This is a genomic window from Streptomyces sp. CA2R106, assembly GCF_037034245.1.
GTDB lineage: Bacteria > Actinomycetota > Actinomycetes > Streptomycetales > Streptomycetaceae > Actinacidiphila.
Window position 1 is genome coordinate 206,999 of record NZ_JBAGKC010000007.1, and the last position, 22,530, is coordinate 229,528.

Consider the following 22,530-nt stretch of genomic DNA (forward strand, 5'->3'; position numbering starts at 1 on the left):
GCCGCCAGGAAGGCCCGGGCCCCGCCGTCGGACGCGGCGGACCGCGCCCGCGCGCCCGCGGATCGCGTGGTGTCGGCTGTCTCAGCGGTCAGCACCGCGGTACACCCCCTCGTGGCCCAGCCGGTGGGCGAACTTGTTGGCGCCGACCACCAGGACGGTGCCGACGACGGCCTTGACCAGGCCGACCGCGGCGGCGACGCCCCAGTCGTTGTCCTGGATGCCGTGGTAGTAGACGTAGGTGTCCAGGACCTCGCCGGCGTCCGGCCCGACCGCGTCGCGCTGGAGCAGGACCTGCTCGAACCCGACGGAGAGCAGGTTTCCGAGGTTGAGGATCAGCAGCAGCACGATCACCGGCGAGATGCCCGGCAGCGTGACGTGCCACAGCCGCCGCCAGGGGCCCGCGCCGTCGATGGCCGCGGACTCGTACAGCCCGCGGTCGATGCTCAGCAGCGCGGCGAGGATGATGATGGTGCCCCAGCCGGCGTCCTTCCAGATGGACTCCAGGGTCAGCAGCCACGGGAAGGCGTGCGGGTCGGACATCATGTCGTAGCGCGGCAGCCCGACCTTGCCGAGCAGGTGGGGCAGCAACCCGGCGCCGCCGAGCACCTGCTGGAAGATCGAGACGATGATGATCCAGCCGATGAAGTGCGGCAGGTAGACCACGCTCTGCACGAACCGGCGGACCTTGCTGCTCAGCACGCTGTTCAGCAGCAGCGCCAGGGCGATCGGCACCGGGAAGAAGAACACCAGCTGGACGACCGCGATCTCCACGGTGTTGCGGGTCGCGGACCAGAACGCCGGCTGGGAGAAGGCGTCCGAGAAGTTCGCCAGCCCCGTCCAGGTGCTGTGCATGTAGCCGAGGTAGGGCTCGTAGTGCTGGAACGCCACGACGTAGCCGAGCAGCGGCACGTAGTGGAAGACCACGAAGTACAGCAGGCCCGGCAGGGTGAGCAGCAGCATCACCTTGTCCCGCTTGAGCCGCTGCCACAGCGACAGCTTGTGCACCGGCGGGGCGGCGGGCCCGGCGGGCTTGCGCCGGGCGTTCATCGGGGGGCCTGTTGCGGTGTCAGCCATACGACGGGGTTCCTGTTCGACGAGGTGGCGCAGGAGTCGCCCTGGGCCGCGCCGGGTGTGTGATCGGTCCGGTTCTGCTGCGAGAACGTAGTAAGCGATTACGTCGAGCGTCAATAGTCTTCATGAAACGTCTGTGTTTCCTGGCGTTCCGACCGTCGATGCCCGCCACCGGAAAACCCGTGGTCAGATGCCATGTGTGGCCGCGCACCGCCTGGTTGGGCGCCGACCGGTTTCTTGACGGCCGCCCCGGCGAGTGCCTAGCGTGCCTCCTGTCCGTAGTACACGTTTACTGTCCGGAGGCAGGGTGCGTAGCATCGATGAGGCGTCGACTGGTCCCGCAGCGGACGCCGACGGTCCACCGAGGCGGCCGCGCGCGCTGATCACGATGAACCCCGGTCAGGTCGACGAGGTTTTCCCGCCGGACGTCAGGCGCCGCCTGGCGCAGGTCGCCGACCTGCGCCTGGCACACCCGGTGGACGACTTCTCGGCCGACGCCGCCGCGGCCGAACTCGCCGACGTCGAGGTGCTGGTGACCGGCTGGGGCTGCCCCCCGGTGGACGCGGCGGTGCTGGCGCGCGCGCCGCGGCTGCGCGCGGTGGTGCACGCCGCGGGCACGGTGCGCACCTTCCTGTCCCCGGAGGTCTTCGACCGCGGCATCGTCGTCTCCTCGGCCGCTGCCGCCAACGCCGTACCGGTCGCCGAGTTCACCCTCGCGGCGATCATCATGGGCGCCAAGCGGGTCATGCCGCTCGCCCGGCTCTTCCAGCAGCGCCGCACCCACCGCACCGCCGCCGACCTGCGCCGCCAGCACTGGCTCGGCACCCACGGGCTGACCGTCGGGGTGATCGGCGCCTCCCGTACCGGGCGCCGGGTCACCGAGCTGGTGCTGCGCACCCTCGACGCCCAAGTGCTGCTCTACGACCCCTACTTGAGCGACGGCGAGGCGGAGGGGCTCGGGGCGCGGCGGACCGACCTGGACACCCTGGTGGCCACCAGCGACGTGGTGACCGTGCACGCCCCCCAGACCCCCGAGACCCACCACCTGATCGACGCCCGGCGGCTGGCCCTGATGCGGCCGGGCACCTTGCTGGTGAACACCGCGCGCGGCGCCCTGGTCGACATCGAGGCGCTCACCGAACACCTGGTCAGCAACCGGCTGGACGCGATGCTCGACGTCACCGAGCCCGAACCGCTCCCCGCGCAGCACCCGTTGTGGACCCTGCCGAACGTCTTCATCACCCCGCACCTGGCCGGCGCCCAGGGCAACGAGGCGGCCCGGCTGGGGGCGCTGGCCGTCGAGGAGGTGGCCCGCTACGCGCGGCGCGAGCCGTTCGCGCACCAGGTGCGGCAGACCAGTTGGGAGTATCTGGCATGACGGCGGCCGACCCGGTTGGCGCGAGGTGGCACGACGGCGCCCGCCCAGACCATAGGCTCAGTGGAACCAGACAGCGGGCAGAGGGCGGCACGATGCGTCGGGCAGGAACGACACCCCAGGACGCGCCACGGCGCGCGACCGTCACCGACGTGGCACGGCATGCCGGTGTCTCCACGGCCACCGTGTCACGGGTCATGAACGGCAACTACCCGGTGGCCGCGGCCACCCGGGAGCGCGTCGAGGCGTCCATGCGCGAACTGGGCTACGTCGTCAACGCCCACGCCCGCGCGCTCGCCGGGGTGTCGGCCCGCACCGTCGGCATCGTCGTCAACGAAGTGATCGACCCGTTCTACGCCTACATCGCGCGCGGCGTGGAGCGGGAGGCCACCGGCGGCGGCCGGCTGTGCCTGGTCTGCTGCACCCAGGGCGACCCGCAGCGCGAACTCGCCTTCATCGAACTGCTCCACCAGCGCCGCGCGGACGCGGTGATCCTGGTCGGCGGCAGCGTCCAGGACCGCGCCTACGTGGCCGAACTGGAGCAGCGGGCCCACGCGTTGCACGCCGACGGCAGCAGACTGGTGCTGTGCGGGCGGCCGGGCATCGGCGGGGACGCGCCCACCGCCCAGGTCGAGTACGACAACGAGGGCGGCGCGTTCGCCGTCACCGACCACCTGCTCGCCCAGGGCCACCGCCGGATCGTCTACCTCGGCGGCCCGCCGCGGCTGTCCACCAGCCGCGACCGGCTGGCCGGCCACCGCCGCGCGCTGAAGGCCCGGGGCCTGACCGCGGACCCCGCCCTGGTCCAGCACGGGCCCTTCAGCCGCTCCTTCGGCTACCGGCGGATGGCCGAACTGCTCGACGACGGGCCGGAGTTCACCGCCGTCTTCGCGGCCAACGACATCGTGGCCGCGGGCGCCGCGCAGGCCATGGAGGAAGCGGGCGTGCGGGTGCCGAAGGACGTCTCGCTGGTCGGCTACGACGACATCCCCGTCGCCCAGGAACTGCGCCCCCGCCTGACCACCGTGCACGTGCCGCTGGAGGAGATGGGGCGGCAGGCGGTGCGGCTGGCCCTCTCCGACGCCGACGGCGACGGCGACGACTGGCGGGCGCAGCCGAGCGGGTCCGTGCGGCTCGGCACGCACATCGTGGTCCGCGACTCGGTGGCGCCGCCCGGCGGCGGCAGCCGGGCCCGCCGGGGCTGAGCAGGCGGGGCCCCGCTCCCCCGCTCCCCCGGCGGCCGCCGGACCTGCCCGACCATCCAGCCCGCCCGACCACCGGACCCGCCCGACCGCCGCGCCCGGCCCCCGCACACAGCAACCGTTTACCCCGAACCGCTCACCGCCGGCGCACCCGCGCGATCCCCGCGCCACACCCCGCCCCTCCCCACCCCCGGCACCGTACGCAGGAAGGCAGGACCTCCGCATGCCCGCTCCGTACCTCCGACTCCCGCCGACCGACCGGGTGCGCTCGTCCCGCACCGGCTGGACCCGCGCCCACTGGGAGGCCCTCGCCGACCATCTGCTGGACTCCGTCGTGCCGTTCGCCACCCCGGGCTTCGCGCAGTACCGGCTGCCGGGCCGCAACTCCTGGTCGGGGGTGGTCTCGGACGGCCTCGAAGGATACGCGCGGACCTTCCTGCTGGCCGCCTTCCGCATCGCCGGCGCGGGCGGCGCGGTCGACGGGCGGCTCGTGGAGCGGTACGCGCGCGGCCTGGCGGCCGGTGTGGACCCCGGCTCCGGCGAGGCGTGGCCGGCCCTGACCGACTGCTCGCAGCAGATGGTGGAGGCGGCCTCGATCGCCATCGGCCTGCACGAGACCCGGCCGTGGATCTGGGACCGCCTGGACGACACCGTGCGGCAGCGGGTGGTCGACTGGTTCTCCGGCTTCGTCGGCGCCCGCACCTGGGACAACAACTGGCGGCTCTTCCAGGTCGTGTCCGAGCAGTTCCTCGCCTCGGTCGGCGCGCCCTTCAGCCGGCGGGACATCGACGGCGGCCTCGACCGCATCGAGGACTGGTACCTGGGCGACGGCTGGTACACCGACGGCGACGGCCGCAACTTCGACTACTACGGCGGCTGGGCGCTGCACCTGTACCCGCTGCTGTGGGCGCGTATCGCGGGCGCGGAGGACGGCGGACGGGCCCGGGAGTACCGCGCCCGGCTGGCCCGCTTCCTCACCGACTACCCGCGCTTCTTCGGCGGCGACGGCGCCCCGGTGCACCAAGGGCGCTCGCTGGCCTACCGGTTCGCGGCGACCGCGCCGGTGTGGATGGGCGCGCTCGCGGACTGCTCGCCGCTTCCCCCCGGGCTCACCCGGCGGCTGGCGTCGGGCGCGGTCCGGCACTTCGTGGAGCGCGGCGCGCCGGACGAGCGCGGGCTGCTCACCCTCGGCTGGCACCGCACCTTCCTGCCCGCCACCCAGGCGTACTCCGGGCCGGCCTCGCCGTACTGGGCGAGCAAGGGCTTCCTCGGGCTGCTGCTGCCGGCCGACCACCCGGTGTGGACCGCGCACGAGGCGCCGCTGCCCGTCGAGGAGTCCGACCTGCGCACGGCACTGCCGGTCCCCGGCTGGCTGCTGCACGGCACCCGGCACGACGGCATCGTCCGGCTGGTCAACCACGGCAGCGACCACAACCCGCCCACCGGCCCGGGCCAGGACGACCCGCACTACGCCAAGTTCGGCTACTCCACCGCGACCGCGCCCGAGTCGGCGCCGCACGCCTGGGAACGTACGGTCGACGGCCACCTGGCGCTGCTCGCCCCCGACGGCACCGCCTCGCGCCGGGTGCGTATCCATCCGCTGCACTGCGAGGGCGCCACCGCCGCCTCCCGCCACGACGCCCAACTCCCGGGCTGCGAGGCGGTACCGGTCGAGACGGCCAGCGTGCTGCACGGCCCGTGGGAGGTGCGGGTGCACCGGGTCGGCGGCGGCGCGGCGCACGCGGCCGTACGGGAAGGCGGTCACGCGGTCGCCGGCGCCCGGCCGCCGCAGGTCGAGACCGGTCCCGGCTGGGCGCTGGCCCGTACCGCGGACGGCCTCACCAGCGCGGTGGTCGCCCTCCACGGCTGGGACGAGGAGGCCGCGGTCGCCCGCGAGGTCGCCGCCAACGCGTTCGGCTCCCACTCGGCCACGCCGTACCTCACGCGTGCGGCGCGAGAGGCCGGAGGGGCGGTGCCGGGCGGGGAGACGGACGCGGAGCCGGGCGGGAGCGTGCACGTCACGCTGGTCGTCCTGTCCCAGGACACCGTGGACCCGGCGGCGCTGCGGCAGGCGATCGGCTGCGAGGTGGACGGCGACCGGGTCCGGATCGTCTTCCCGGGCGCCGCGCCGGTGGAGGTCCCGCGCCGGTCGTGAGCGCCGGTCGCTCGTGAGCGCCGGTCGCTCGTGAACGCCGGTCGCTCGTGAGGGCCCGGCGCCGGTCAGTGGCCGGATCGCGGGGCACGCAGCGGCGGGGGTGGTCCAGCGGTGGTGCCGGGTACGCCCGACGGACCGTCCTCGGCGGCCGCGTGGTACGCGGTTACTGCGCCGGGTTCGACCGCCGCGCCCTGTGCGGCGGCCCACCGCACCAGTCCGGCCGCGTCGATGCCGTACGGGGCGCGGTCGCCGTACGGGGCCAGGCCGCGGGCGGCCCGCTCCAGGAGGGTCGCGGCGCCGCGGGTGTTGCCGCGGGCGGCGTGGGTCAGGCCGACCGCGAACTGGGCGAGGGCCCGCCACAGGCCGCGCTCGCCCTCCGGCGCGGCCTTCCACATGTCCTCCAGCACCTCGTGCGCGTGGAAGGGTTTTCCGTCGTCGAGGAGCCGTTGGGCCTCGTCCAGGGTCTGCCGCGGTGTGCGGCGGATGCCTTCGGGCTGGCGTTCCACGCCCGGGGCGCCGTACGGCAGGGGGCGGCCGAGGCCGTCGCGCGGCCGGCTGTTGCGGGCCCTGCCCTCGGCGTCCCGGTCCCGCCCGGGACGCCGCGCGGGCCGGTCCGCGTCCTGCGAGGCGTCGCTCATGCTCCCATTGTGCCGCCCGGCGGCACGCGCGGGCGTCAGTGTCCCTTCGCCACCAGGAGGACCGGGTCGGTCAGGGCCGCCATCGGGCCGAACAGCAGCGCGTCGCCCATGGTGTTGCCCTGCCCCGTGCCGTCGGCCATCGGGTGGCGCACCTCGGCGCGGACGTAGGCGGCGAGCGGGGCGGTCGTCCGCCACACCGCGGTCCCGTCGCCTGGACCCTCACCCGGTGCCGTGACCAGCAGGTGAGGCCGGCGTGGCCGGAACGGCAACGCGCCGTGAGCGTCGGCGCGCCGGGGCCGGTCCGCTTGCCGCGCGGAGCCCGGACGCCCCGCCGCGGGTCACGCCGAGAGGTCGGCTTTCGCCATCGCGATCAGTTCCTGAAGGCGCAGCCCGCGCGCCGCGTCGAGCGGGCCGGGGACGCCGGAGCGTACGGCGGCGGCGAACTCCGCGCGCAGCAGGGGCCAGCTCTCCTGGTGGCCGGCGCCGTTGCTGTCCCACACCACTTCCTCGTCGGCTCCGAAGAGCTCGACGCGGGTCCGGGCGCGCGGCAGCCGTACCGCACCGGACAGTGACGCCTGGCTGACCGCGCCGCCGTCATGCACGCAGGCCAGTTCCACCCAGCGTCGGGGGTCGCCGGTGGCCCGTACGGAGACGATCGGGCCGAGCGCCGTGTCGAGCAGGTCGAGCAGGTGCGGGCCGAGGTCCAGCAGCGCGCCCTCGGTCAGCCGCCAGCCGGTGGCCATCTCGCCGCCGAGGAAGGCGCCGTGCAGGTAGCAGGAGCGCGCCCCGGTCGGCGTCAGGTCCCGAGCCCGGTCCAGGAAGGCGCGGGTCGCCGGGTGGTAGCGCTTGGTGAGGACCATCTGCGAGACCACACCGGCCTCGGCGACCGCGTCGGCCACCGACCTGGCCGCGGCCAGGTCGGCACCCAGCGGCTTGTCCAGCAGCAGAGGCTTTCCGGCGCGGGCCGCGCGTACGGCGAGCTCGGCCTGCACGGCCGGCGGCACCGCGAAGGCCACCGCCTCGCAGCTGTCGAAGAGCTCGTCGATGCTGGTGGCGGCGACCGCCCCGTGGGCGGCGGCCAGTTCGGCGGCGGCTTCAGGCCGCCGGGCCCAGACGGCTGTCAGGTTGGTCTGGGGCCCGGCGGCCAGCATGGGGGCGTGCATGTCGCGCGCCCACGGTCCGGCTCCGATCAGTCCGACCCGGACCGGGTCGGGGGCGGTGGAGTGCACGGTGGTTCTCCCGGGAGGGGTCGTGGGTCCGGCGGCGCCGGAGGCCGGGTCGTACCCGTGGTCGGGTCCGTACCCGTGGTCAGGTCGTCCCGCAGGCCGTGTCGAAGGCCGGCCGGTACCGGACAGCGACGGCAGGGTCAGAGGGCAGGGGTCAGGGGTCAGGTGGTGGCGGGCTGGTCGGCGAGGGTGGCCGCCAGGCGCAGGTCGGCCTGTTCCGGCGCGTAGAGGTGCTCCACGACGGTGGCGGCCGCTCCGGCCAGCGCGGCCCGGTCGCCGAGTCGCGAGGTGACGATCTGGAGGCTGCGGGTGGAGCGCGGCAGCGCGCGCTGGTAGAGCACCTCCCGTACCCCGGTGAGGAAGTGGGTCTCGGCGAGGTCGCCGGCGATCATCAGCACGCCGGGGTTGAGCAGGGTGACGGCGGTGGCCAGCACCTCGCCGCAGCGCTGGCCGGCCTCGCGGGCCAGCCGTACCGCGTCGGGCTGCCCGGCGTCGAGCAGTTCGCGTACGTCGGTGCCCGACTCGGCCGCGACACCCAGTCCGGAGAGCTGCCCGGCCACCGCCCTCCCACTGGCGACAGCCGCCAGGCAGCCGTAGGAGCCGCACATGCAGCGGGCATCCGGCTGGTCGTGCAGGCGGATGTGGCCGAGGTCGCCGGCGCCGCCGTCGATGCCGCGGAACGCCTGGCCGTCGATCACCACGCCGGCGCCGATCCCCGTGGAGACCTTGACCAGCATGAAGGTCGAGCAGTCCGGCCAGTCCGCGCGCTGCTCGCCCAGCGCCATCAGGTTGGCGTCGTTGTCGAGCAGCACCGGCAGCAGCGGCTCGGTGCCGGCGCGCTCCGCGAGCGCGGCGCGCATCCGCTCCCGGATCGGGTAGCCGTCCCAACCGGGCATGATCGGGGGCCGGATGACCAGGCCGGTGTCGAACTCGACCGGTCCGGGCACCGACAGGCCCACACCGCAGACCTTCGACGCGGCGGCGCCGAGGCCGTCGAGCAGACCGGTGAACCAGTCGGCGAGGGTGTCCAGCACCGTCTCCGGCCCGTCGGCCACCCGCAGTTCGCCCCGCCGCTCGGCGAGCACCGCGCCGGCCAGGTCGAGCACCGCGGCGTGCGCCTGGCTGGTGTCGAGGTCGGCGGCGAGCACCACCGCGTGGGTGGTGTCGAAGGTGAGGCGCACCGACGGCCGTCCACCGGTGGACAGTTGGCCCGGGGCGGAGGCCACCCAGCCGGCGGCGAACAGCTGGTCGAGCCGGTGGCCGACGGTGGAACGGGACAGACCGGTGAGGCTCAGGAGCTCTCCCCGGGTGCCGGCCTGGCCGGTGCGGATGAGTTCCAGCAGGTGGCCGGCGGTGGTCCGCGGCGCGGCCGTCTGGGCCATCGGGTGGGATCTCCTCATGGTCTCAGCTCTTGTCGGCGCCGGTGGTCAGTCCCTCGGTGAGGAACCGCTCAGCAGCGTAGAACAGGACTATCACGGGGATGGTGAGCACCACCGAACCCGCCATGAGAACCGTGGTGGGGACCTCGATGGCGTTGTTCATCTGCGAAAGTCCGAGCGAGACCGTCCACTTGGCGGGGGTGGCGGCGAGGAACAGCAGCGCGAAGAGGAACTCGTTCCAGGCGATCATGAAGACGTACAGCCCGGTCGCCATCAGCGAGGGAGCCGCCAGCGGGAGGACCACCCGCCACAGGATGCGCAGCCGCGAGCAGCCGTCGAGGGCGGCGGCCTCCTCGATGCTCACCGGCACGGTGGTGAAGTAGTTCTTCAGCATGTAGATCGACACCGGCACGGTCTGGGCGATGTAGACCACGGCCAGCCCCACCAGGCTGCCCTGGAGGCCGATCTTGGCGAACATCACGAAGAGCGGGACCGCGAGCAGGGTCGCCGGGAAGAGGTACACCGCCAGGAACAGCGCGCTGATCTGGCGGCTGCCGACGAACTTCAGCCGGCTGATCGCCCAGGCGCCGGGGACGGCGGCGGCCAGCGTGAGCACCACCGTGCCCAGGGAGACCAGGGCGGAGTTGCGCAGCATGCCGAGCAGGCCCTGACCGCCCTTGGAGGTCGGCTCCAGGATGGTCTTGTAGGTGCTGACGGTGATCTCGTGCAGCGGCACCCACAGCGACCCCGGGTGCAGCAGCAGCTGTCCGGTGGGCCGGAAGGAGAGCATCACCATGTAGTAGAAGGGGAAGAGCGTCGCCACCAGCAGCGCCGCGATGACCACCCACCGCAGCGTGCCGAAGAGGCGATCCTCGAACTGTGCCCGACTCATGCCTGCTCCTCCTGTACCCGCTTGGCGAAGAACCCGAAGTAGATGCCGAGCAGCACCATGAGGATGACGGCCAGGACGAGTGCCTGCGCGGCGGCGGCGCCGACGTCGTAACTGGCGGTCAGGAAGTTGTAGACCCGCACCGAGACCACCTCGGTACCGGAGTTGCCGCCGGTGAGCAGGTAGATGTCGTCGAACTTGTTGAAGGTCATGATGAAGCGCAGCACGGACAGCAGCGCGATCACCGGCATCAGCTGCGGCAGCAGGATGTGCCTGAACCGCTGGGTGAGGGTGGCGCCGTCGACCTCGGCGGCCTCCTCGATGCCGGCCGGGACCGCCTGGAGGCGGGCCAGCAGGAAGAGGAAGGCGAACGGGAAGTACCGCCAGATCTCGAAGGCGACGACGGTCAGCAGGGCGAGCGGCAGGTGCAGGTGCCAGCCGAGCAGGTCCACCGGGTAGGAACTGGTGGACAGGAACGCGATCGGCTTGTGCCAACCGAACACGTGCGTGCCCCAGTTGTTGATGATGCCGGTCTGCGGGCTGAGCGCGGTCTCCCACACGAAGGTGACCGCGACAACCGGGGCGACGTAGGGCAGCAGCATGGTGCTGCGGACCACTCCCCGGCCGCGGAACGGGCGGCGCAGTGCGAGCGCGGCGATCAGACCGAGCACGATGGAGCCGACGGTGCCGCCCACGGTGTAGATGAGGGTGGTGGTCAGCGAGCTCCAGAAGCCGGGCGCGGTGAAGACCTGCTCGAAGTTGTGCGACGTCCAGTTGCCGAACAGGCCCATGCCCTGGAGGTCGATCAGCTTCGCGTGCTGGAAGGCGAGCAGGACGGTCCAGATGATCGGCACGACGACGATCACCAGGACGACCAGCAGCGTGGGCGACACGAAGGCCAGCCCGGCCCGGTTCTCGGCGCGTTCCGACGGGGTGGACCGTCGGCGGCCGCCGGCGGTGGATGTGCTCATGTGCGCTTCCTCAGGTGCTGCCTCGGGTGTGAGGGTGCCGCCGGTCACAGCAGCGTCTTCTTCAGGGCGGACACCGCGTCGTTCGCCTGCTTGGCCGCGTCCTTCGGCGAGGTGCCGTCCCCGCCGGTCATGGAACCGATGGCCTGGGGCACCGGCAGCGAGCCCTCGGTCGCGCCGACCAGTGCGCCCTGGCCCTGGGCGATGCCCCAGCGCTGCATGTTGGTGACGCCGGCGAGCAGCTGGTCGAGGAAGGCAGCCGGGAAGAGCCGGTTCATCGGCTCGGTCCGGCTGACCCCGATCTTCATGCCGCGCCAGTCGGTGACGTACTTCTGCGGTTCGGCGGCGGTGCCGTCACGGACCGGGATCTTGCCCTCGGGTTCCATGCCGAGCCAGCCCTCGTAGCCGCTGGACATCATGAACTGGATGAACTTCTCGGCCCCGAGCGTGTTGGCGGTCTTGGTGACGGTCCAGGAGGAGATCTCGCCGAACTGGGCGGAGGAGGAGCCGGCGGAGCCCTTGATCGCGGTGACGATGCCGGAGTTCTTCGACAGGAAGGTCGGGTCGCCCTTGCACTGCGGGCAGTTGGGCAGGACGTCGTCGCGCAGGCCGGCGAGGGAGTCCATCAGGTAGGTGGACCACACCACCATCGCCGACTGGCCGGCCTGGTAGGTGGCGCGGGTGGTGTCGACGGTCTGGGTGCCCTCGGGACCGGTTTTGGCGAGGTCGTCGTAGGTCTTGAATGCCTTCACGCAGGCGGGGCTGTCCAGCGCGACGTCACCGCCGGAGTCGGTCAGCTGGCAGCCGCCGGCGACCGCGAAGTCCTCGAAGCTCTGCTGGGTGAAGGCGTCCTTGGGGTCGGTGGCCAGCGAGATGCCGTTCATCGAGCCCTTGTTGAGCGTCCGCGCGGCCTTGAGGATCGCGTCGTAGGTGTCCGGCACCGGCAGGTGGGCCTTGGCGAAGAGGTCCTTGCGGTAGACGAGGATCTGCTGCCAGGAGTCGCTGGGCACCGACAGGGCCTTGCCGCCGTCGCTCGTCAGCTTGAGCGCGTTGGCGTTGAAGGTGGAGCGCCCCAGGTTGTCGAGCACTTTGGCGGTGGCGTCGGTGTCGATCAGGCCGTTGCTGTACATCTGCCAGATCGGGGCGAGCGGGATGCCGCCCATCACGTCGGGCAGCTTGCCGGCCGCTGCGGCGGACTCCACGAGCTGGGGCAGCTGGCTCTCGTCGATGCCCACCAGCTTGACCTTGTATCCGGTCTGCTTCTCGAAGGTGTCGACGAGCTTCTGCGTCGCCGCCATCCGGGCCGGCAGGTTCTCCTCACTCCAGACCGTGAGGGTCCTGCCCGCGTGCGGCCCCGGGCTCTGGCCGGAGCATCCCGCCAGCAGCCCGATACCGAGCGCCGCCGCGGTACCGGCCGCCAGGCACCTGCTTCTGCCTCTGCCGCCGCCGATGCCTCCGAGGGACCTCATGTGCATGAACCGTCCTCACTTGCCCGCCTTGCGTCAACGTCGTGTTGCATAACACCACCACTTTTACTTGTTGACAAGACTTAAGTCTGAGATATCTTCGACACAAGCCAGCGTCATCCGACGGTTCATGGCACGCATCCCGCAGCAGCTCCGGAGTCAACGTGGAACGCATCGTCCAGTTCACCGGCCCCCGCACCGTCGAGGTCGCGGACGTCGCCCCGGAGGCACTTCCACCGGGCCATCTGCGGGTCCGCACCCGCTTCTCCGGCATCTCCGCGGGCACCGAACTGACCGCCTACCGCGGCACGAACCCGTACCTGACCCGCACCTGGGACGCCGAGCAGCGGCTGTTCCACGACGACGTGGCGGGCATCTCCTATCCGGTGGCCGGCTGGGGCTACTCCGAGGTGGGCGAGGTCGTCGAGGTCTCCCCCGAACTCGCCGGAACGCCGGACCTGCCCGAGCCGGGCGACCTGGTCTGGGGGATCTGGGGCCACCGCAGCGAGGGCCTGGTGCCGGCCGAGCGGATGATCGGCCACCGGCTGCCCGACGGGGTGGAACCGCTCGCCGGCGCGTTCGCCCGGGTCGGCGCGATCGCATACAACGCGGTGCTCGCCGCCGACATCCACCTCGGCGAGGACGTCGCCGTCTTCGGCCAGGGCGTGATCGGCCTGCTGGCAACCCGACTCGCCCAGCTCAACGGCGCGACCGTCACCGCCGTCGACGCCCTCGACTCCCGGCTGGCCGCCGCCCGCCACTACGGGGCCGCCCACACCCTCAACGTCCGCGCGGGCAAGGTCGCCGAGGCGGTCCGCGACCTCACCGACGGCCGCGGCGCCGACGTCGCCGTGGAGATCAGCGGCGCCTACCCCGCCCTGCACGAGGCGATCCGCTCGGTCGCCGCCGGCGGCCGGGTCGTCGCCTCCGGCTTCTACCAGGGCGACGGCACCGGGCTGCGGCTCGGCGACGAGTTCCACCACAACCGCGTCCAGCTGGTCTGCTCCCAGATCGGCGGGGTCCCGCCGCAGCTGTCCCACCGCTGGAACGTCGAGCGGCTCCAGCGCACCTTCCTGAACCTGGTCGCACGCGGCCAGGTCGACACCGAAGCCCTGGTCAGCCATCGCGTGCCGGTCGCCGACGCCGCCGACGCCTACGCCCTGCTCGACGAACGCCCCTCCGACGCCCTCCAGGTCGTCCTGGAATTCTGAGCCGCCCGGCTGATCCGAAAGGCCCCCTCCCATGCTCAAACTCGCCTGCCAGGAGCAACTGCTGCCCGGAGGCACCCTCCAGGCCAAGTGGGACTTCGCCCAGGCCGCCGGCTACGACGGCATCGAGCTGCGCGGCAAGGGCGACCAGCACTTCCGCGACCGGCTGCCCGAACTGCGCGCCGCGCTCGCCGACGGGGTCGTCATGCCGACCGTCTGCGTCGACATGCTGCACTTCCTCGGCGCCTTCGACGCCGAGCAGCGCCGCGACGCCATCGAGCAGATGAAGTCCCAGCTGAGCGTCATCGCCGAACTCGGCGGCCTCGGCGCGCAGACCCCCGCCTCCTACGGCATGTTCTCCCGCCGGCTGCCGCCCTTCGAGCCGCCGCGGACCGAGGCCGAGGACCGCGAGGTGCTGCTCGCCGGGCTCACCGAACTCGGCGAGCACGCCCGCGCCGAGGGGGTCGCCCTCTTCCTCGAACCCCTCAACCGCTACGAGGACCACATGGTCAACCGCCTCGAACAGGCGGTGGACCTGATCGGCGAGGTGGGGCTGGACTCGGTGCGCATCGGCATCGACAGCTACCACATGAACATCGAGGAAGCCGATCCGGCCGCTTCGATCCTGGCCGCCGCTCCCTGGATCGGGCACGCCCAGGTCAGCGACTCCAACCGGTTCCAGCCCGGCGCCGGCCACCTGGACTGGCCCGCCTGGCTGGGCGCCCTCGGCGCCGCCGGCTACACCGGCTGGCTCGCGGCGGAGTGCCGGCTGACCGGCGACCCGCTGGACGCCGTACGGTCGGTGCCCGCCTTCCTGCGACGGGCGGCGGGATGACCTCCCTCCTCCGAAGCGGCGACGTCACGGACACCGACCACGACCACCGGGCGCTGCGGGCCGCCGCCACCCGTGTGCTGCTGGGCAACTGGAACGGCAGGGGCACCGTCCCGTCCCGTTCCCTCTACCCCCACCAGTGGAGTTGGGACTCGGCCTTCGTCGCCATCGGCCTGCGGCACCTCTCCCCCCGCCGCGCGCAGCAGGAGCTCGAGTGGCTGCTGAGCGCCCAGTGGGCCGACGGCCGCGTTCCGCACATCGTCTTCAACCCGGCGGTACCGGCCGGCGCCTACTTCCCCAGCCCCGACTTCTGGCAGTCCTCCAGCGCCGGGCGGCACCGGGGCGCGCCCGCCCACGCCGAGACTTCCGGGATCGTGCAGCCGCCGGTGCATGCCATCGCCGCCTGGCTGGTACACCGCGCCGACCCGCGCGAGTCCGCCCGCCGCGGCTTCCTGCCGCGGGTCGCCGCGCGCCTGGACGCCTGGCACCGCTACCTCGCCGACCACCGGGACCTCGGCGGCCGCGGCCTGGCCGCCATCCTGCACCCCTGGGAACCCGGTCTGGACAACAGCCCCTGCTGGGACATCCCCCTCGGCCGGGTCACACCGGCCGCCGAGGACTCCTACCGCCGGGTGGACCTCGACCACAGCGCCGCCGGCGACCGTCCGACCGACCTGGACTACGCCCGCTATGTCCGGCTTGCCCGTGACTACCGCGACAGCGGCTACGACGACGCCGCCCCACACGCCTTCCAGGTCGAGGACCCCGGCTTCAATGCCCTGCTGGTCGCCGCCGAGCAGGCCCTCGCCGAGATCCTGCGGGCCGTGGGCGCCGACCCCGCCCCGGCCCTGCGCCGCGCGGAACGGCTCGCCACCGTGCTGACCGAACGGCTCTGGGACGACGAACGCCGGATCTTCGCCCCGCGCGACCTGCACGACGACCGGCTGCTGCCGGTCGCCGGCGTGAACGGGCTGCTGCCGCTGGCCGTCCCGGGCCTGCCGCGCCCGTTCGCCGACGCCCTTGAGTCGACCGCCACCGGCGAGCGCTTCCAGCTCGGGCAGGTGCACATGGTGCCCAGCTACGACCTGACGTCCGAGCAGTTCGACCCCAACCGCTACTGGCGCGGCCCCAGTTGGTTCAACACCGCCTGGCTCGTCCACCGCGGGCTGCACGCCTCCGGCAGCACCGACGCCGCCGACGAGCTGCGCGCGGGCATCCTGCGCGACGCCTGGACCAGCGGCTTCGCCGAGTACGTCAACCCCCGTACCGGGGCCGCCCGCGGCATCCGCGACTTCAGCTGGACCGCCGCGGTGGTGCTCGACCTGCTGTCCGACCCACGGGAGGAACGATGACCGGCACATCCACGGGCCGGGACCGTGACCGCGTCCTCGTCGACGGCGGCACCTTCGCCGTCCTCGCCTCCGACGGCGACATCGCCGGCGGCCGGGGCGCCGCTCCGGACGGGCTGTTCGCCCGGGACGCCCGGCATCTGAGCCGGTGGCAACTGAGCGTCGGCGGACAGGCGTTGACCGTCCTGACCTCGGACGACGCGAGCGCGGTGATGGTGCTGCCCGGCACCCGCGACGAGCCGTCGCCGTACACCGTCCGGCGCGACCAGGCGCTCGCCGCCGGGGTGCTGGCGGAACGGCTGACCGTCGTCAACAACCTGCCGCGCGCGGTCACCGCCGCACTGGAACTGACCGTGGACGCCGACTTCGCCGACCAGTTCGAGCTGCGTTCGGACCGGCGCCACTACGCCAAGCCCGGGGCCTCGCGGGTGGTGGAGGAGCACGCCGGCGGCGTGACCTTCCGCTACCGGCGCGAGCCAGGATGGTCGGCCTCGACCAGCGTCACCGCCGACCCGCCGCCCACGGCCACGGGCCCGGCGGGGGCGGCGGACCGCATCGACGTGTCGAGGGGCGAACACGCCACCGCCGGAGCCGAGTTGGACGCCCCCGGCCACCTGCCCGGCACCGCGCGCGTGCTGAGCTGGCGGCTGGACCTCCCGCCGCACGGCAGTGCCCGGATCGACCTGACAGCACGGACGATGCCCGGCAGCGCGGCCACCGACGCCGAACCGGCCCCCGACGCCGGTCGGGCCACCGCCACCGGTGGGGAAGAAGACACCGGGCCGCAGGCCGTACGGGACAGGATCGCCCGGGAGGTGGCAGCCTTCCGTGACGCCGAGCCGCGACCGGCCGGGCTGACCGGCTGGCCCGACCTCGCCCACGCGGTGCGGCAGGGGCTTGCCGACATCGCCGGTCTCCGGGTGCCCGCGACCGGCCCGGACGGCGAGCCGCTGCGGGTGCCGGGCGCCGGCACTCCCTGGTTCCTCACCCTCTTCGGGCGCGACTCACTGCTGACCTCGCTCTTCTGCCTTCCGTACCGGCCCTGCGTCGCCGCGCACACCCTCCGGGCGCTCGCCGCGGCGCAGGGCACCCGCGACGATCCCGCACGCCTCGAACAGCCCGGCCGCATCCCGCACGAGCTGCGCCACGGCGAGCTCGCGCACTTCGGCCAGGTCCCCTACGGCCGCTACTACGGGTCCGTGGACGCCACACCGCTCTTCCTCGTGCTGCTCCAGGCGTACACCGAGCACACCGGGGACACCGCGATCGCGCGGCGACTGGAGCAGCACGCCCGCGCGGCCGTGGCATGGATGTTCCGCGACGGGGGCCTGGACGACGGCGGTTGGCTGGTCTACCGGTCCGACGAGCAGGCCGGCGGGCTCGCCAACCAGAACTGGAAGGACTCCGCGGGCGCGATCTGCTTCACCGACGGCACCCAGGCGACCGGCGCGATCGCCGTCGCCGAAGCCCAGGGCTACGCCTACGACGCGCTCTGCCGCACCGCCCGGCTCGCCGAGACCGTGTGGGGCGACCCTGCCTGGGCGCGGGAGCTGCGGGCGGCGGCGCTCGACCTGCGCCGGCGCTTCCCGGCGGAGTTCTGGCTCGTCGGCGCGGACTTCCCGGCCCTCGCCCTGGACGGCGAGGGCCGCCAGGTGGACGCCCTCGCCTCCGACGCGGGACACCTGCTCTGGTCGAAGATGCTCGACGAGGACCAGGCACGGCGGGTGGCACGGCGGCTGCTCGAACCGGACTTCTTCTCCGGCTGGGGCGTGCGCACGCTCGCGGCGGGCCAGGTGCCCTACCATCCGCTGTCCTACCACCGGGGCGGGATCTGGCCGCATGACAACGCGGTGATCGCCCTCGGCATGGCCGCGTACGGCCTGGACGCCGAGGCCCGCGAGGTGGCCGAGGCACTGGTGGCCGCCGCCGGCCACAACGGATGGCGGCTGCCCGAGGTCATCTCCGGCTACGGCAGTGACCTCCAGCCCCGGCCCGTTCCCTACCCGCACGCCTGCTCTCCCCAGGCCTGGGCCGCGGCCACTCCGCTGGCGCTGCTCACCGCGACGGCGGGGCCGAAGTCCGGCTGAGCGCTTACGGATACGTGGGTGCGGGTGCGCGGGGGACGTGTACGGGTGGGCGGGTCCTGCCGGCGGCTCGTGCCGCGCACCACCGGTTCACGGGCCGTCATGTCGGCCCGGGTGGGCGGCGATGGCGGCCGGACCGGCGAGGGGCGGGGCCGGCGGTGGTCGGCCCGGAGGTGATCGGGCCCCTCGGCGGTAGGAACCGTCGGTGCTCGGGACTGCTCACCGGCATCGTCTGTTCAGTGCCTGCATCCGGGCGATGAGCCCGGCACCGGCGGGCGACCCGCCCAACTGGCCGGCGCCCTCGGTGCCGAACCGGCCGGCGCGACCGCCGGGCGCGTCGGCGAGGGGTGCGAACGGGTGTCTGTGGTCCTCCGTGGTTCTCACGCTCATGGCCACACTCTGACATCCGTCAGGTCACGATGGCATAAACATCCGTACGCCGTCGCCGCGCGGTCCTTATGTGTCCGGTACACCGCTCCCGTCCGCCGCTCATCGGCGGCTCATCAGCCGCTCATCGGCCGCTCATCCGCGCAGGTGGGCCAGGAGCCGCGCGTCCTCCGGGTAGGGCCGCTCCCGCGGCAGCAGCGCCTCCGCGGCCGCCGACTCCCCCTGCCGTACGAGCGCGTGGACCTCGCGGGCGAGGGCGGTGACGTCGGTGATGCCGACCGTCCAGTCGTCGGCGTAGCGGCGCGCGGCCTCCCCGGCGAGCCCGAGTTGGAGCGAGCGGTGCGGCAACGGCCGCAGGTGCAGGTCGCGTTCGGGGTCCCACTGGACCCGGGCCGGGGCCCGCTTCAACTCCTGCCGCCAGGCGCCGTGGTCGGTGTGGAGCGCGGGGTCGTAGTGCGCCAGGCAGGCGTGTTCCAGCGCCCAGGCGAAGCCCTCCCGGGTGATCTCGACGGCGAGGACGGTCTCCTGGCCCTCCTTCTCACCCCACCCGCAGCGGTACATCATCCACAGGAAGGACGGCTTGATCCACGTCATCCGGTCCCGCTTCCAGGCCGCGGGGAAGCGGCCGTCGCGCGCCGCGGGCTCGCCGATGTGCGGCGCGTACGCCTGGTAGACGGTCACGGTGGAGGCGGTGTGCAGGGCGCGTATCTGCTGCCGGGGTGCTGCCATGTCCCCCACCCTCACCGCCGCCGCCCCGCGGCCGCCACCGGTTTACGGCGCCCGGCGCCGCCACCGGTTCGCGTGCCGGCGCGCTACCGGTTCACGCGCCCGCCGCCGTACGGGACCGCAGGCGGCGCAGCATGCGGGGGTCCTCGAAGCCGACCGCGCGGGCGGCGGCGTCCGCGGTGGCGCCGTGGCTGATGAGGTGCTCGGCGCGTTCCAGGCGCAGGGCCTGCTGGTAGCGCAGCGGGGTGAGCCCGCCGGTGGCGCGGGTGAACAGGCGGGTGAGGGTGCGCTCGCTGACGCCCGCCGCCGCGGCGAGGACCGGCAGCGGCAGCGGCTCGGCGAACCGCGCGTCGAGCAGGTCCTGCGCCCGGTGCACGGTGTCGTCCGGGTGCGACCGGTGCCGGAACATGGCGCTGGCCTGCGGTTCGTGGCCGTTGCGCCGGGTGTGGACGACCATGTCGCGGGCGACGGCCGCGGCCGCGGCCGGTCCGTGCCAGGTGGCGACGAGGTGCAGCGCCAGGTCGATGCCGCTGGCGATCCCGGCCGAGGTGACCACCCGGTCGTCGGCGACGTAGAGGACGTCGCGGACCACCACGGCCGCGGGGTGGCGGCGGGCCAGCTCGTCCTGCACGTCGTGGTGGGTGGTGCAGCGGCGCCCGTCGAGCAGCCCGGCCCGGCCGAGCGCCTCCGCCCCCGCGCAGACCCCGGCCACCGTGCCGCCTCGCGCGTGGTGGTCGCGCAGCGCCCGCAGGACGGCCGGGCCGATGGCGGGGCCGGCCGGGCCGCGGGCGCCCGGCACGGCGGCCGGCGACCGCCAGCCGGGCACCACCACCAGGTCCGCCGGGCCGAGTTCGGGCCACGCGGTTCCCGCCACCACCGGCAGTCCCTGCGCGGTCCCGACCACCGGCTGCTCGGCGACGTACTCCAGGGTGCAGGGGTGCCCGAAGCTTGCCGCGGTGGAGAAGACCTGCGCGGGGCCGGCCAGGTCCAGCAGGTGGACGCCGGGGACGAGGAAGAAGACGATACGGCTCACGGTCCGGCCATCATGCCGGGTGCGCGCCGCCGTCGGCGGCGGGGTCCCGGTCCTCGGACGTTCGCGCGGCCGCCGCTTCCAGCTCCGCGACGGTCGCGATGGTGGCGAAACGCCCGGCGAGCGCGTACTCGGTCCGCCGGATGACCTCCTGCGCGCTCAACGTCCGCGGGTCCGCGAGCAGTTCGGCGACGCTCCGCCCGGCGGGCGCGTCGCGGTGCGGGATCGGATCGGTGGCGGTGGCGTCGACGACGAAGGTGACCTGGTAGCCGAAGTCGCTCGCGATCCGCGCGGTGGTCTCCACGCACTGCTCGGTGCGGATGCCGCACACGGCCACCTCGCGCACGCCGCGCCCGGTGAGGATCTGCTGGAGGTTGGTGGTGGTGAAGGCGTTGTGCGCGGTCTTGTGGAGCAGCGGCTCGTCGTCCCGGCGCCGCAGCCCGTCCATCAGGCGGACGTGGCCCAGCGCCGGGTCGAAGACGCCGCCGCTGCCGGGCTCGGTGTGCAGCACCCACACCACGAGGTCGCCCGCCTGCCGGGCGAGCTCGACCAGCCGGTCCACCCGGTCGGCGATCCGCGGGTCGGAGACCGCCTGCCACAGCGGGCGGGCGCGGAAGGACTCCTGGACGTCGATGACGATCAGTGCACGGGTCATGTGCTGATCCTGGCCGCGCGGCGCCCGGCGGTGACAGGCCCCATCGGGTCGGGAAGCGGACCGATCCGGTCAGGCCCGCGGGGTCCTCACGCGTGGAGGAAGCCGTCGATCCGCGCGCGCAGACCGGCCGGGTCCAGGCCGTGCGCGGCGATGTGCTCCTGCGCGGAACCGTAGCGCCGCAGCTCCTCGCGGCGGGTGCCGAGCGCCAGCACCCGGTGCGGCCGGTCCGCGAGCGCGTCGGCCGCGAACGGCGCGGAGGTCCCCGCGAGGTACGGCTCGACCAGCACCAGGTCGGCGGCGGCCGTACGCCCCACGGCCGCGCGCACCGCCGCCGCGTCGAAGGGCCGTACCGTCGAGGCGTAGAGCACCGTGACGTCGCGGCCCTCGGTCGCCGCCAGCACCGCGTCCAGCATCGGCCCGACCGCCAGCACGACGCCGGCGCGGCCCTCGCGCACCGTCTCGAAGCGGCCCGGGGCGACCGGGCGCGGCGCGCGGTTCGCCTGCTCGCTGAGGCGTACGTAGACCAGCCGGTCGCCGTCGGCCGCGGCGTGCCGCACCAGCGCCTCGGCCTCGTCGGGGTGGCCGGGCACGTGGACGGTCCAGCCGTCCAGGGTGTCCAGCAGCGCGACGTCGCCGGGCGCCTGGTGGGTGCGGCCGCCCGCCGCGACGTCGTAGGAGGCGCCGGCGCTCACCAGGACGGCGCCGACGCCCTGGTGGTTCAGGTCGAGCTTGACCTGTTCGAAGGGGCGCTCCACCAGGAAGCTCGCGAAGGTGTGGACGATCGGGCGCAGGCCGGTCAGTGCGATGCCGCCGGCCGCGCTGACCAGGAGCTGTTCCCTGATGCCGACGTCGATCACGCGGTCGGGGTGGGCTTGGGCGGCGTCCTTGAAGCGGTCGCCGGAGATCACGGCGAGTACGACCGCGAGGCGCGGGTCCTCGTCGAGGAGGGTGCCGGCGACCGTGCAGAAGCGGTCACGCATGGTGTCCATGGGGTGGCTCCGATGGGAAAGGGGGCGGGGTGCCGGGCGGGGTCGGCGCTGCGGGATGGGGCGCTGCGGGGGCGGCGCTGCGGGCTCGGCGCTGCGGGATGGGGGCTGCGGGCTCGGCGCCGGGATCGGCGCTCGGGCTCAGCTCTTGGGTTCCACCCGGGCGACCACCGCGTGCGGGCGGCCCGGGTGCGGCGCGGTGAACGCCTCGTACAGCGCTTCGTGGTCGCGTCCGTCCACGGTCACCGCGGACCAGCCCTCCATCGTGAAGCGGGCGGCGAGCCCGCCGGGCCAGCCGTAGGTCGCCGACTGGTTGTCCACGGCCACCACGTGCAGCCGGTCCAGGCCGACCGCCCCGGCGAACTGCACCGCCTCATGGTTGCTGCCCTCGTCCATCTCCGCGTCGCCGACCAGCGCCCACACCGCGGGGCCGGTCCGCCCCTGCGCGCGCAGGCCGAGCGCGCTGCCGACCGCCAGCGGCAGCCCGTGCCCGAGCGAGCCCGAGCCGATCTCCACCCCCGGCACCAGCGTCCGGTCCGGGTGGTACCCGAGCGGCGAGTCGTACGTCCCGAAGCCCGGCAGCCACGCGCGCGGCACGAAGCCCTTCGCGGCGAGCACCGCGTAGTACGCCATCGGGCCGTGCCCCTTCGACAGCAGGAAGCGGTCCCGCCCGGGGTCGTCCGCGGTGTCCGGCCGAACCCGCAGCACCCGGTCGTACAGCACCCACAGCACGTCGAGGGTGGAGGTGGCCGCCGGGCCGTGCTTCTCGTCGCCGCTCATCAGCGACATCAGCGGTTGGAGGTCCTGGTAGCCGTACGGCCGCCCGTCGGGGTGGCCCGCCGCGGCCGGCGCGGCTGTTCGCGTCGTCGTCATGCCCCGACTGTGCAACTTCAAGCTCGCTTGA

The 22,530-nt window shown here is 73.8% G+C and carries 20 protein-coding genes; 7 read left to right on the forward strand and 13 right to left on the reverse strand.

The genetic code is table 11. The annotated features are described in order from the left end of the window. Window positions 1–81 precede the first annotated feature (81 nt). Window positions 82–1,074: an ABC transporter permease gene (locus tag WA788_RS13390; protein WP_435131139.1), complete on the reverse strand. Its 993-nt coding sequence runs from the start codon at window positions 1,072–1,074 to the stop codon at window positions 82–84. A gap of 385 nt (window positions 1,075–1,459) precedes the next feature. On the opposite strand from WA788_RS13390, the gene WA788_RS13395 reads away from it, so the two are divergent. The 3 genes from WA788_RS13395 (at window position 1,460) to WA788_RS13405 (ending at window position 5,803) form a co-directional block, all read left to right on the forward strand. Beyond that, window positions 1,460–2,449, forward strand: coding sequence for a hydroxyacid dehydrogenase (locus WA788_RS13395; RefSeq protein WP_335976682.1), 990 nt, complete (start codon window positions 1,460–1,462; stop codon window positions 2,447–2,449). 92 nt (window positions 2,450–2,541) lie between these two features. Then, the gene (locus WA788_RS13400) at window positions 2,542–3,651 is read left to right on the forward strand and encodes a LacI family DNA-binding transcriptional regulator (protein WP_335976685.1); all 1,110 of its coding nucleotides are present in this window, start codon (window positions 2,542–2,544) and stop codon (window positions 3,649–3,651) included. Between the two features lie 220 nt (window positions 3,652–3,871). Next, complete coding sequence (locus WA788_RS13405; protein ID WP_335976687.1) at window positions 3,872–5,803, forward strand: DUF2264 domain-containing protein; 1,932 nt, start codon at window positions 3,872–3,874, stop codon at window positions 5,801–5,803. A gap of 65 nt (window positions 5,804–5,868) precedes the next feature. Here the strand turns inward: WA788_RS13405 and WA788_RS13410 are convergent, their stop codons facing one another. The 7 genes from WA788_RS13410 to WA788_RS13440 all read right to left on the reverse strand — a co-directional run bounded on the left by WA788_RS13410 (window position 5,869) and on the right by WA788_RS13440 (window position 12,372). Next, window positions 5,869–6,441 carry a DUF309 domain-containing protein gene (locus WA788_RS13410; RefSeq protein ID WP_335976689.1) on the reverse strand — a complete coding sequence of 191 codons (573 nt, stop codon included), beginning with the start codon at window positions 6,439–6,441 and terminating at the stop codon, window positions 5,869–5,871. A gap of 35 nt (window positions 6,442–6,476) precedes the next feature. Then, window positions 6,477–6,638, reverse strand: coding sequence for a hypothetical protein (locus tag WA788_RS13415; RefSeq protein WP_335976943.1), 162 nt, complete (start codon window positions 6,636–6,638; stop codon window positions 6,477–6,479). 141 nt (window positions 6,639–6,779) lie between these two features. Then, window positions 6,780–7,670: a Gfo/Idh/MocA family protein gene (locus WA788_RS13420; protein WP_335976691.1), complete on the reverse strand. Its 891-nt coding sequence runs from the start codon at window positions 7,668–7,670 to the stop codon at window positions 6,780–6,782. A 158-nt stretch (window positions 7,671–7,828) separates the two neighbouring features. Next, on the reverse strand, window positions 7,829–9,049 hold the full coding sequence (locus tag WA788_RS13425) for an ROK family transcriptional regulator (RefSeq protein ID WP_335976693.1): 1,221 nt from the start codon (window positions 9,047–9,049) through the stop codon (window positions 7,829–7,831). A 22-nt stretch (window positions 9,050–9,071) separates the two neighbouring features. After that, window positions 9,072–9,938 carry a carbohydrate ABC transporter permease gene (locus tag WA788_RS13430; protein WP_335976695.1) on the reverse strand — a complete coding sequence of 289 codons (867 nt, stop codon included), beginning with the start codon at window positions 9,936–9,938 and terminating at the stop codon, window positions 9,072–9,074. Continuing rightward, the gene (locus tag WA788_RS13435; RefSeq protein WP_335976698.1) at window positions 9,935–10,906 is read right to left on the reverse strand and encodes a carbohydrate ABC transporter permease; all 972 of its coding nucleotides are present in this window, start codon (window positions 10,904–10,906) and stop codon (window positions 9,935–9,937) included. Before WA788_RS13435 ends, WA788_RS13430 begins: the two co-directional genes overlap by 4 nt. 44 nt (window positions 10,907–10,950) lie before the next feature. Further along, the gene (locus WA788_RS13440) at window positions 10,951–12,372 is read right to left on the reverse strand and encodes an ABC transporter substrate-binding protein (protein WP_335976701.1); all 1,422 of its coding nucleotides are present in this window, start codon (window positions 12,370–12,372) and stop codon (window positions 10,951–10,953) included. 161 nt (window positions 12,373–12,533) lie between these two features. Between WA788_RS13440 and WA788_RS13445 the strand changes: the two genes are divergently transcribed. The 4 genes from WA788_RS13445 to WA788_RS13460 are packed head-to-tail and all read left to right on the forward strand — an operon-like array spanning window position 12,534 to window position 17,845. After that, window positions 12,534–13,580, forward strand: coding sequence for a zinc-dependent alcohol dehydrogenase (locus WA788_RS13445; RefSeq protein WP_335976704.1), 1,047 nt, complete (start codon window positions 12,534–12,536; stop codon window positions 13,578–13,580). Window positions 13,581–13,611: 31 nt separating this feature from the next. Further along, a complete protein-coding gene (locus WA788_RS13450; RefSeq protein ID WP_335976707.1) occupies window positions 13,612–14,412 on the forward strand; it encodes a sugar phosphate isomerase/epimerase family protein in 801 nt (266 codons plus the stop codon). Next, window positions 14,409–15,761 carry an MGH1-like glycoside hydrolase domain-containing protein gene (locus WA788_RS13455; protein ID WP_335976709.1) on the forward strand — a complete coding sequence of 451 codons (1,353 nt, stop codon included), beginning with the start codon at window positions 14,409–14,411 and terminating at the stop codon, window positions 15,759–15,761. The genes WA788_RS13450 and WA788_RS13455 overlap by 4 nt, the downstream gene beginning before the upstream one ends. Continuing rightward, window positions 15,758–17,845, forward strand: a complete 2,088-nt coding sequence (locus WA788_RS13460) for an amylo-alpha-1,6-glucosidase (protein WP_335976711.1) — start codon at window positions 15,758–15,760, stop codon at window positions 17,843–17,845. Before WA788_RS13455 ends, WA788_RS13460 begins: the two co-directional genes overlap by 4 nt. A gap of 519 nt (window positions 17,846–18,364) precedes the next feature. Here WA788_RS13460 and WA788_RS13465 read toward each other — a convergent pair. The 5 genes from WA788_RS13465 to WA788_RS13485 form a co-directional block, all read right to left on the reverse strand. Further along, on the reverse strand, window positions 18,365–18,958 hold the full coding sequence (locus WA788_RS13465; RefSeq protein ID WP_335976713.1) for a DUF4291 domain-containing protein: 594 nt from the start codon (window positions 18,956–18,958) through the stop codon (window positions 18,365–18,367). Window positions 18,959–19,049: 91 nt separating this feature from the next. Further along, entirely contained in the window at window positions 19,050–19,988 is a 939-nt protein-coding gene (locus WA788_RS13470; RefSeq protein WP_335976716.1) for a GlxA family transcriptional regulator, read from the reverse strand. A 10-nt stretch (window positions 19,989–19,998) separates the two neighbouring features. Further along, a complete protein-coding gene (locus WA788_RS13475; protein ID WP_335976719.1) occupies window positions 19,999–20,640 on the reverse strand; it encodes a cysteine hydrolase family protein in 642 nt (213 codons plus the stop codon). 86 nt (window positions 20,641–20,726) lie between these two features. After that, window positions 20,727–21,629, reverse strand: a complete 903-nt coding sequence (locus tag WA788_RS13480) for a transketolase family protein (RefSeq protein WP_335976722.1) — start codon at window positions 21,627–21,629, stop codon at window positions 20,727–20,729. 138 nt (window positions 21,630–21,767) lie between these two features. After that, window positions 21,768–22,499 carry a transketolase gene (locus WA788_RS13485; RefSeq protein ID WP_335976724.1) on the reverse strand — a complete coding sequence of 244 codons (732 nt, stop codon included), beginning with the start codon at window positions 22,497–22,499 and terminating at the stop codon, window positions 21,768–21,770. Window positions 22,500–22,530: the final 31 nt, after the last annotated feature.

Coding starts and splice junctions, on each gene's coding strand:
- WA788_RS13465 (WP_335976713.1), bottom strand. CDS start 18,958: ATGGCAGCACCCCGGCAGCAGATACGCGCCCTGCACACCGCCTCCACC.
- WA788_RS13400 (WP_335976685.1), top strand. CDS start 2,542: ATGCGTCGGGCAGGAACGACACCCCAGGACGCGCCACGGCGCGCGACC.
- WA788_RS13395 (WP_335976682.1), top strand. CDS start 1,460: ATGAACCCCGGTCAGGTCGACGAGGTTTTCCCGCCGGACGTCAGGCGC.
- WA788_RS13475 (WP_335976719.1), bottom strand. CDS start 20,640: ATGACCCGTGCACTGATCGTCATCGACGTCCAGGAGTCCTTCCGCGCC.
- WA788_RS13390 (WP_435131139.1), bottom strand. CDS start 1,074: ATGGCTGACACCGCAACAGGCCCCCCGATGAACGCCCGGCGCAAGCCC.
- WA788_RS13435 (WP_335976698.1), bottom strand. CDS start 10,906: ATGAGCACATCCACCGCCGGCGGCCGCCGACGGTCCACCCCGTCGGAA.
- WA788_RS13485 (WP_335976724.1), bottom strand. CDS start 22,499: ATGACGACGACGCGAACAGCCGCGCCGGCCGCGGCGGGCCACCCCGAC.
- WA788_RS13410 (WP_335976689.1), bottom strand. CDS start 6,441: ATGAGCGACGCCTCGCAGGACGCGGACCGGCCCGCGCGGCGTCCCGGG.
- WA788_RS13455 (WP_335976709.1), top strand. CDS start 14,409: ATGACCTCCCTCCTCCGAAGCGGCGACGTCACGGACACCGACCACGAC.
- WA788_RS13405 (WP_335976687.1), top strand. CDS start 3,872: ATGCCCGCTCCGTACCTCCGACTCCCGCCGACCGACCGGGTGCGCTCG.
- WA788_RS13460 (WP_335976711.1), top strand. CDS start 15,758: ATGACCGGCACATCCACGGGCCGGGACCGTGACCGCGTCCTCGTCGAC.
- WA788_RS13430 (WP_335976695.1), bottom strand. CDS start 9,938: ATGAGTCGGGCACAGTTCGAGGATCGCCTCTTCGGCACGCTGCGGTGG.
- WA788_RS13425 (WP_335976693.1), bottom strand. CDS start 9,049: ATGGCCCAGACGGCCGCGCCGCGGACCACCGCCGGCCACCTGCTGGAA.
- WA788_RS13480 (WP_335976722.1), bottom strand. CDS start 21,629: ATGGACACCATGCGTGACCGCTTCTGCACGGTCGCCGGCACCCTCCTC.
- WA788_RS13440 (WP_335976701.1), bottom strand. CDS start 12,372: ATGAGGTCCCTCGGAGGCATCGGCGGCGGCAGAGGCAGAAGCAGGTGC.
- WA788_RS13450 (WP_335976707.1), top strand. CDS start 13,612: ATGCTCAAACTCGCCTGCCAGGAGCAACTGCTGCCCGGAGGCACCCTC.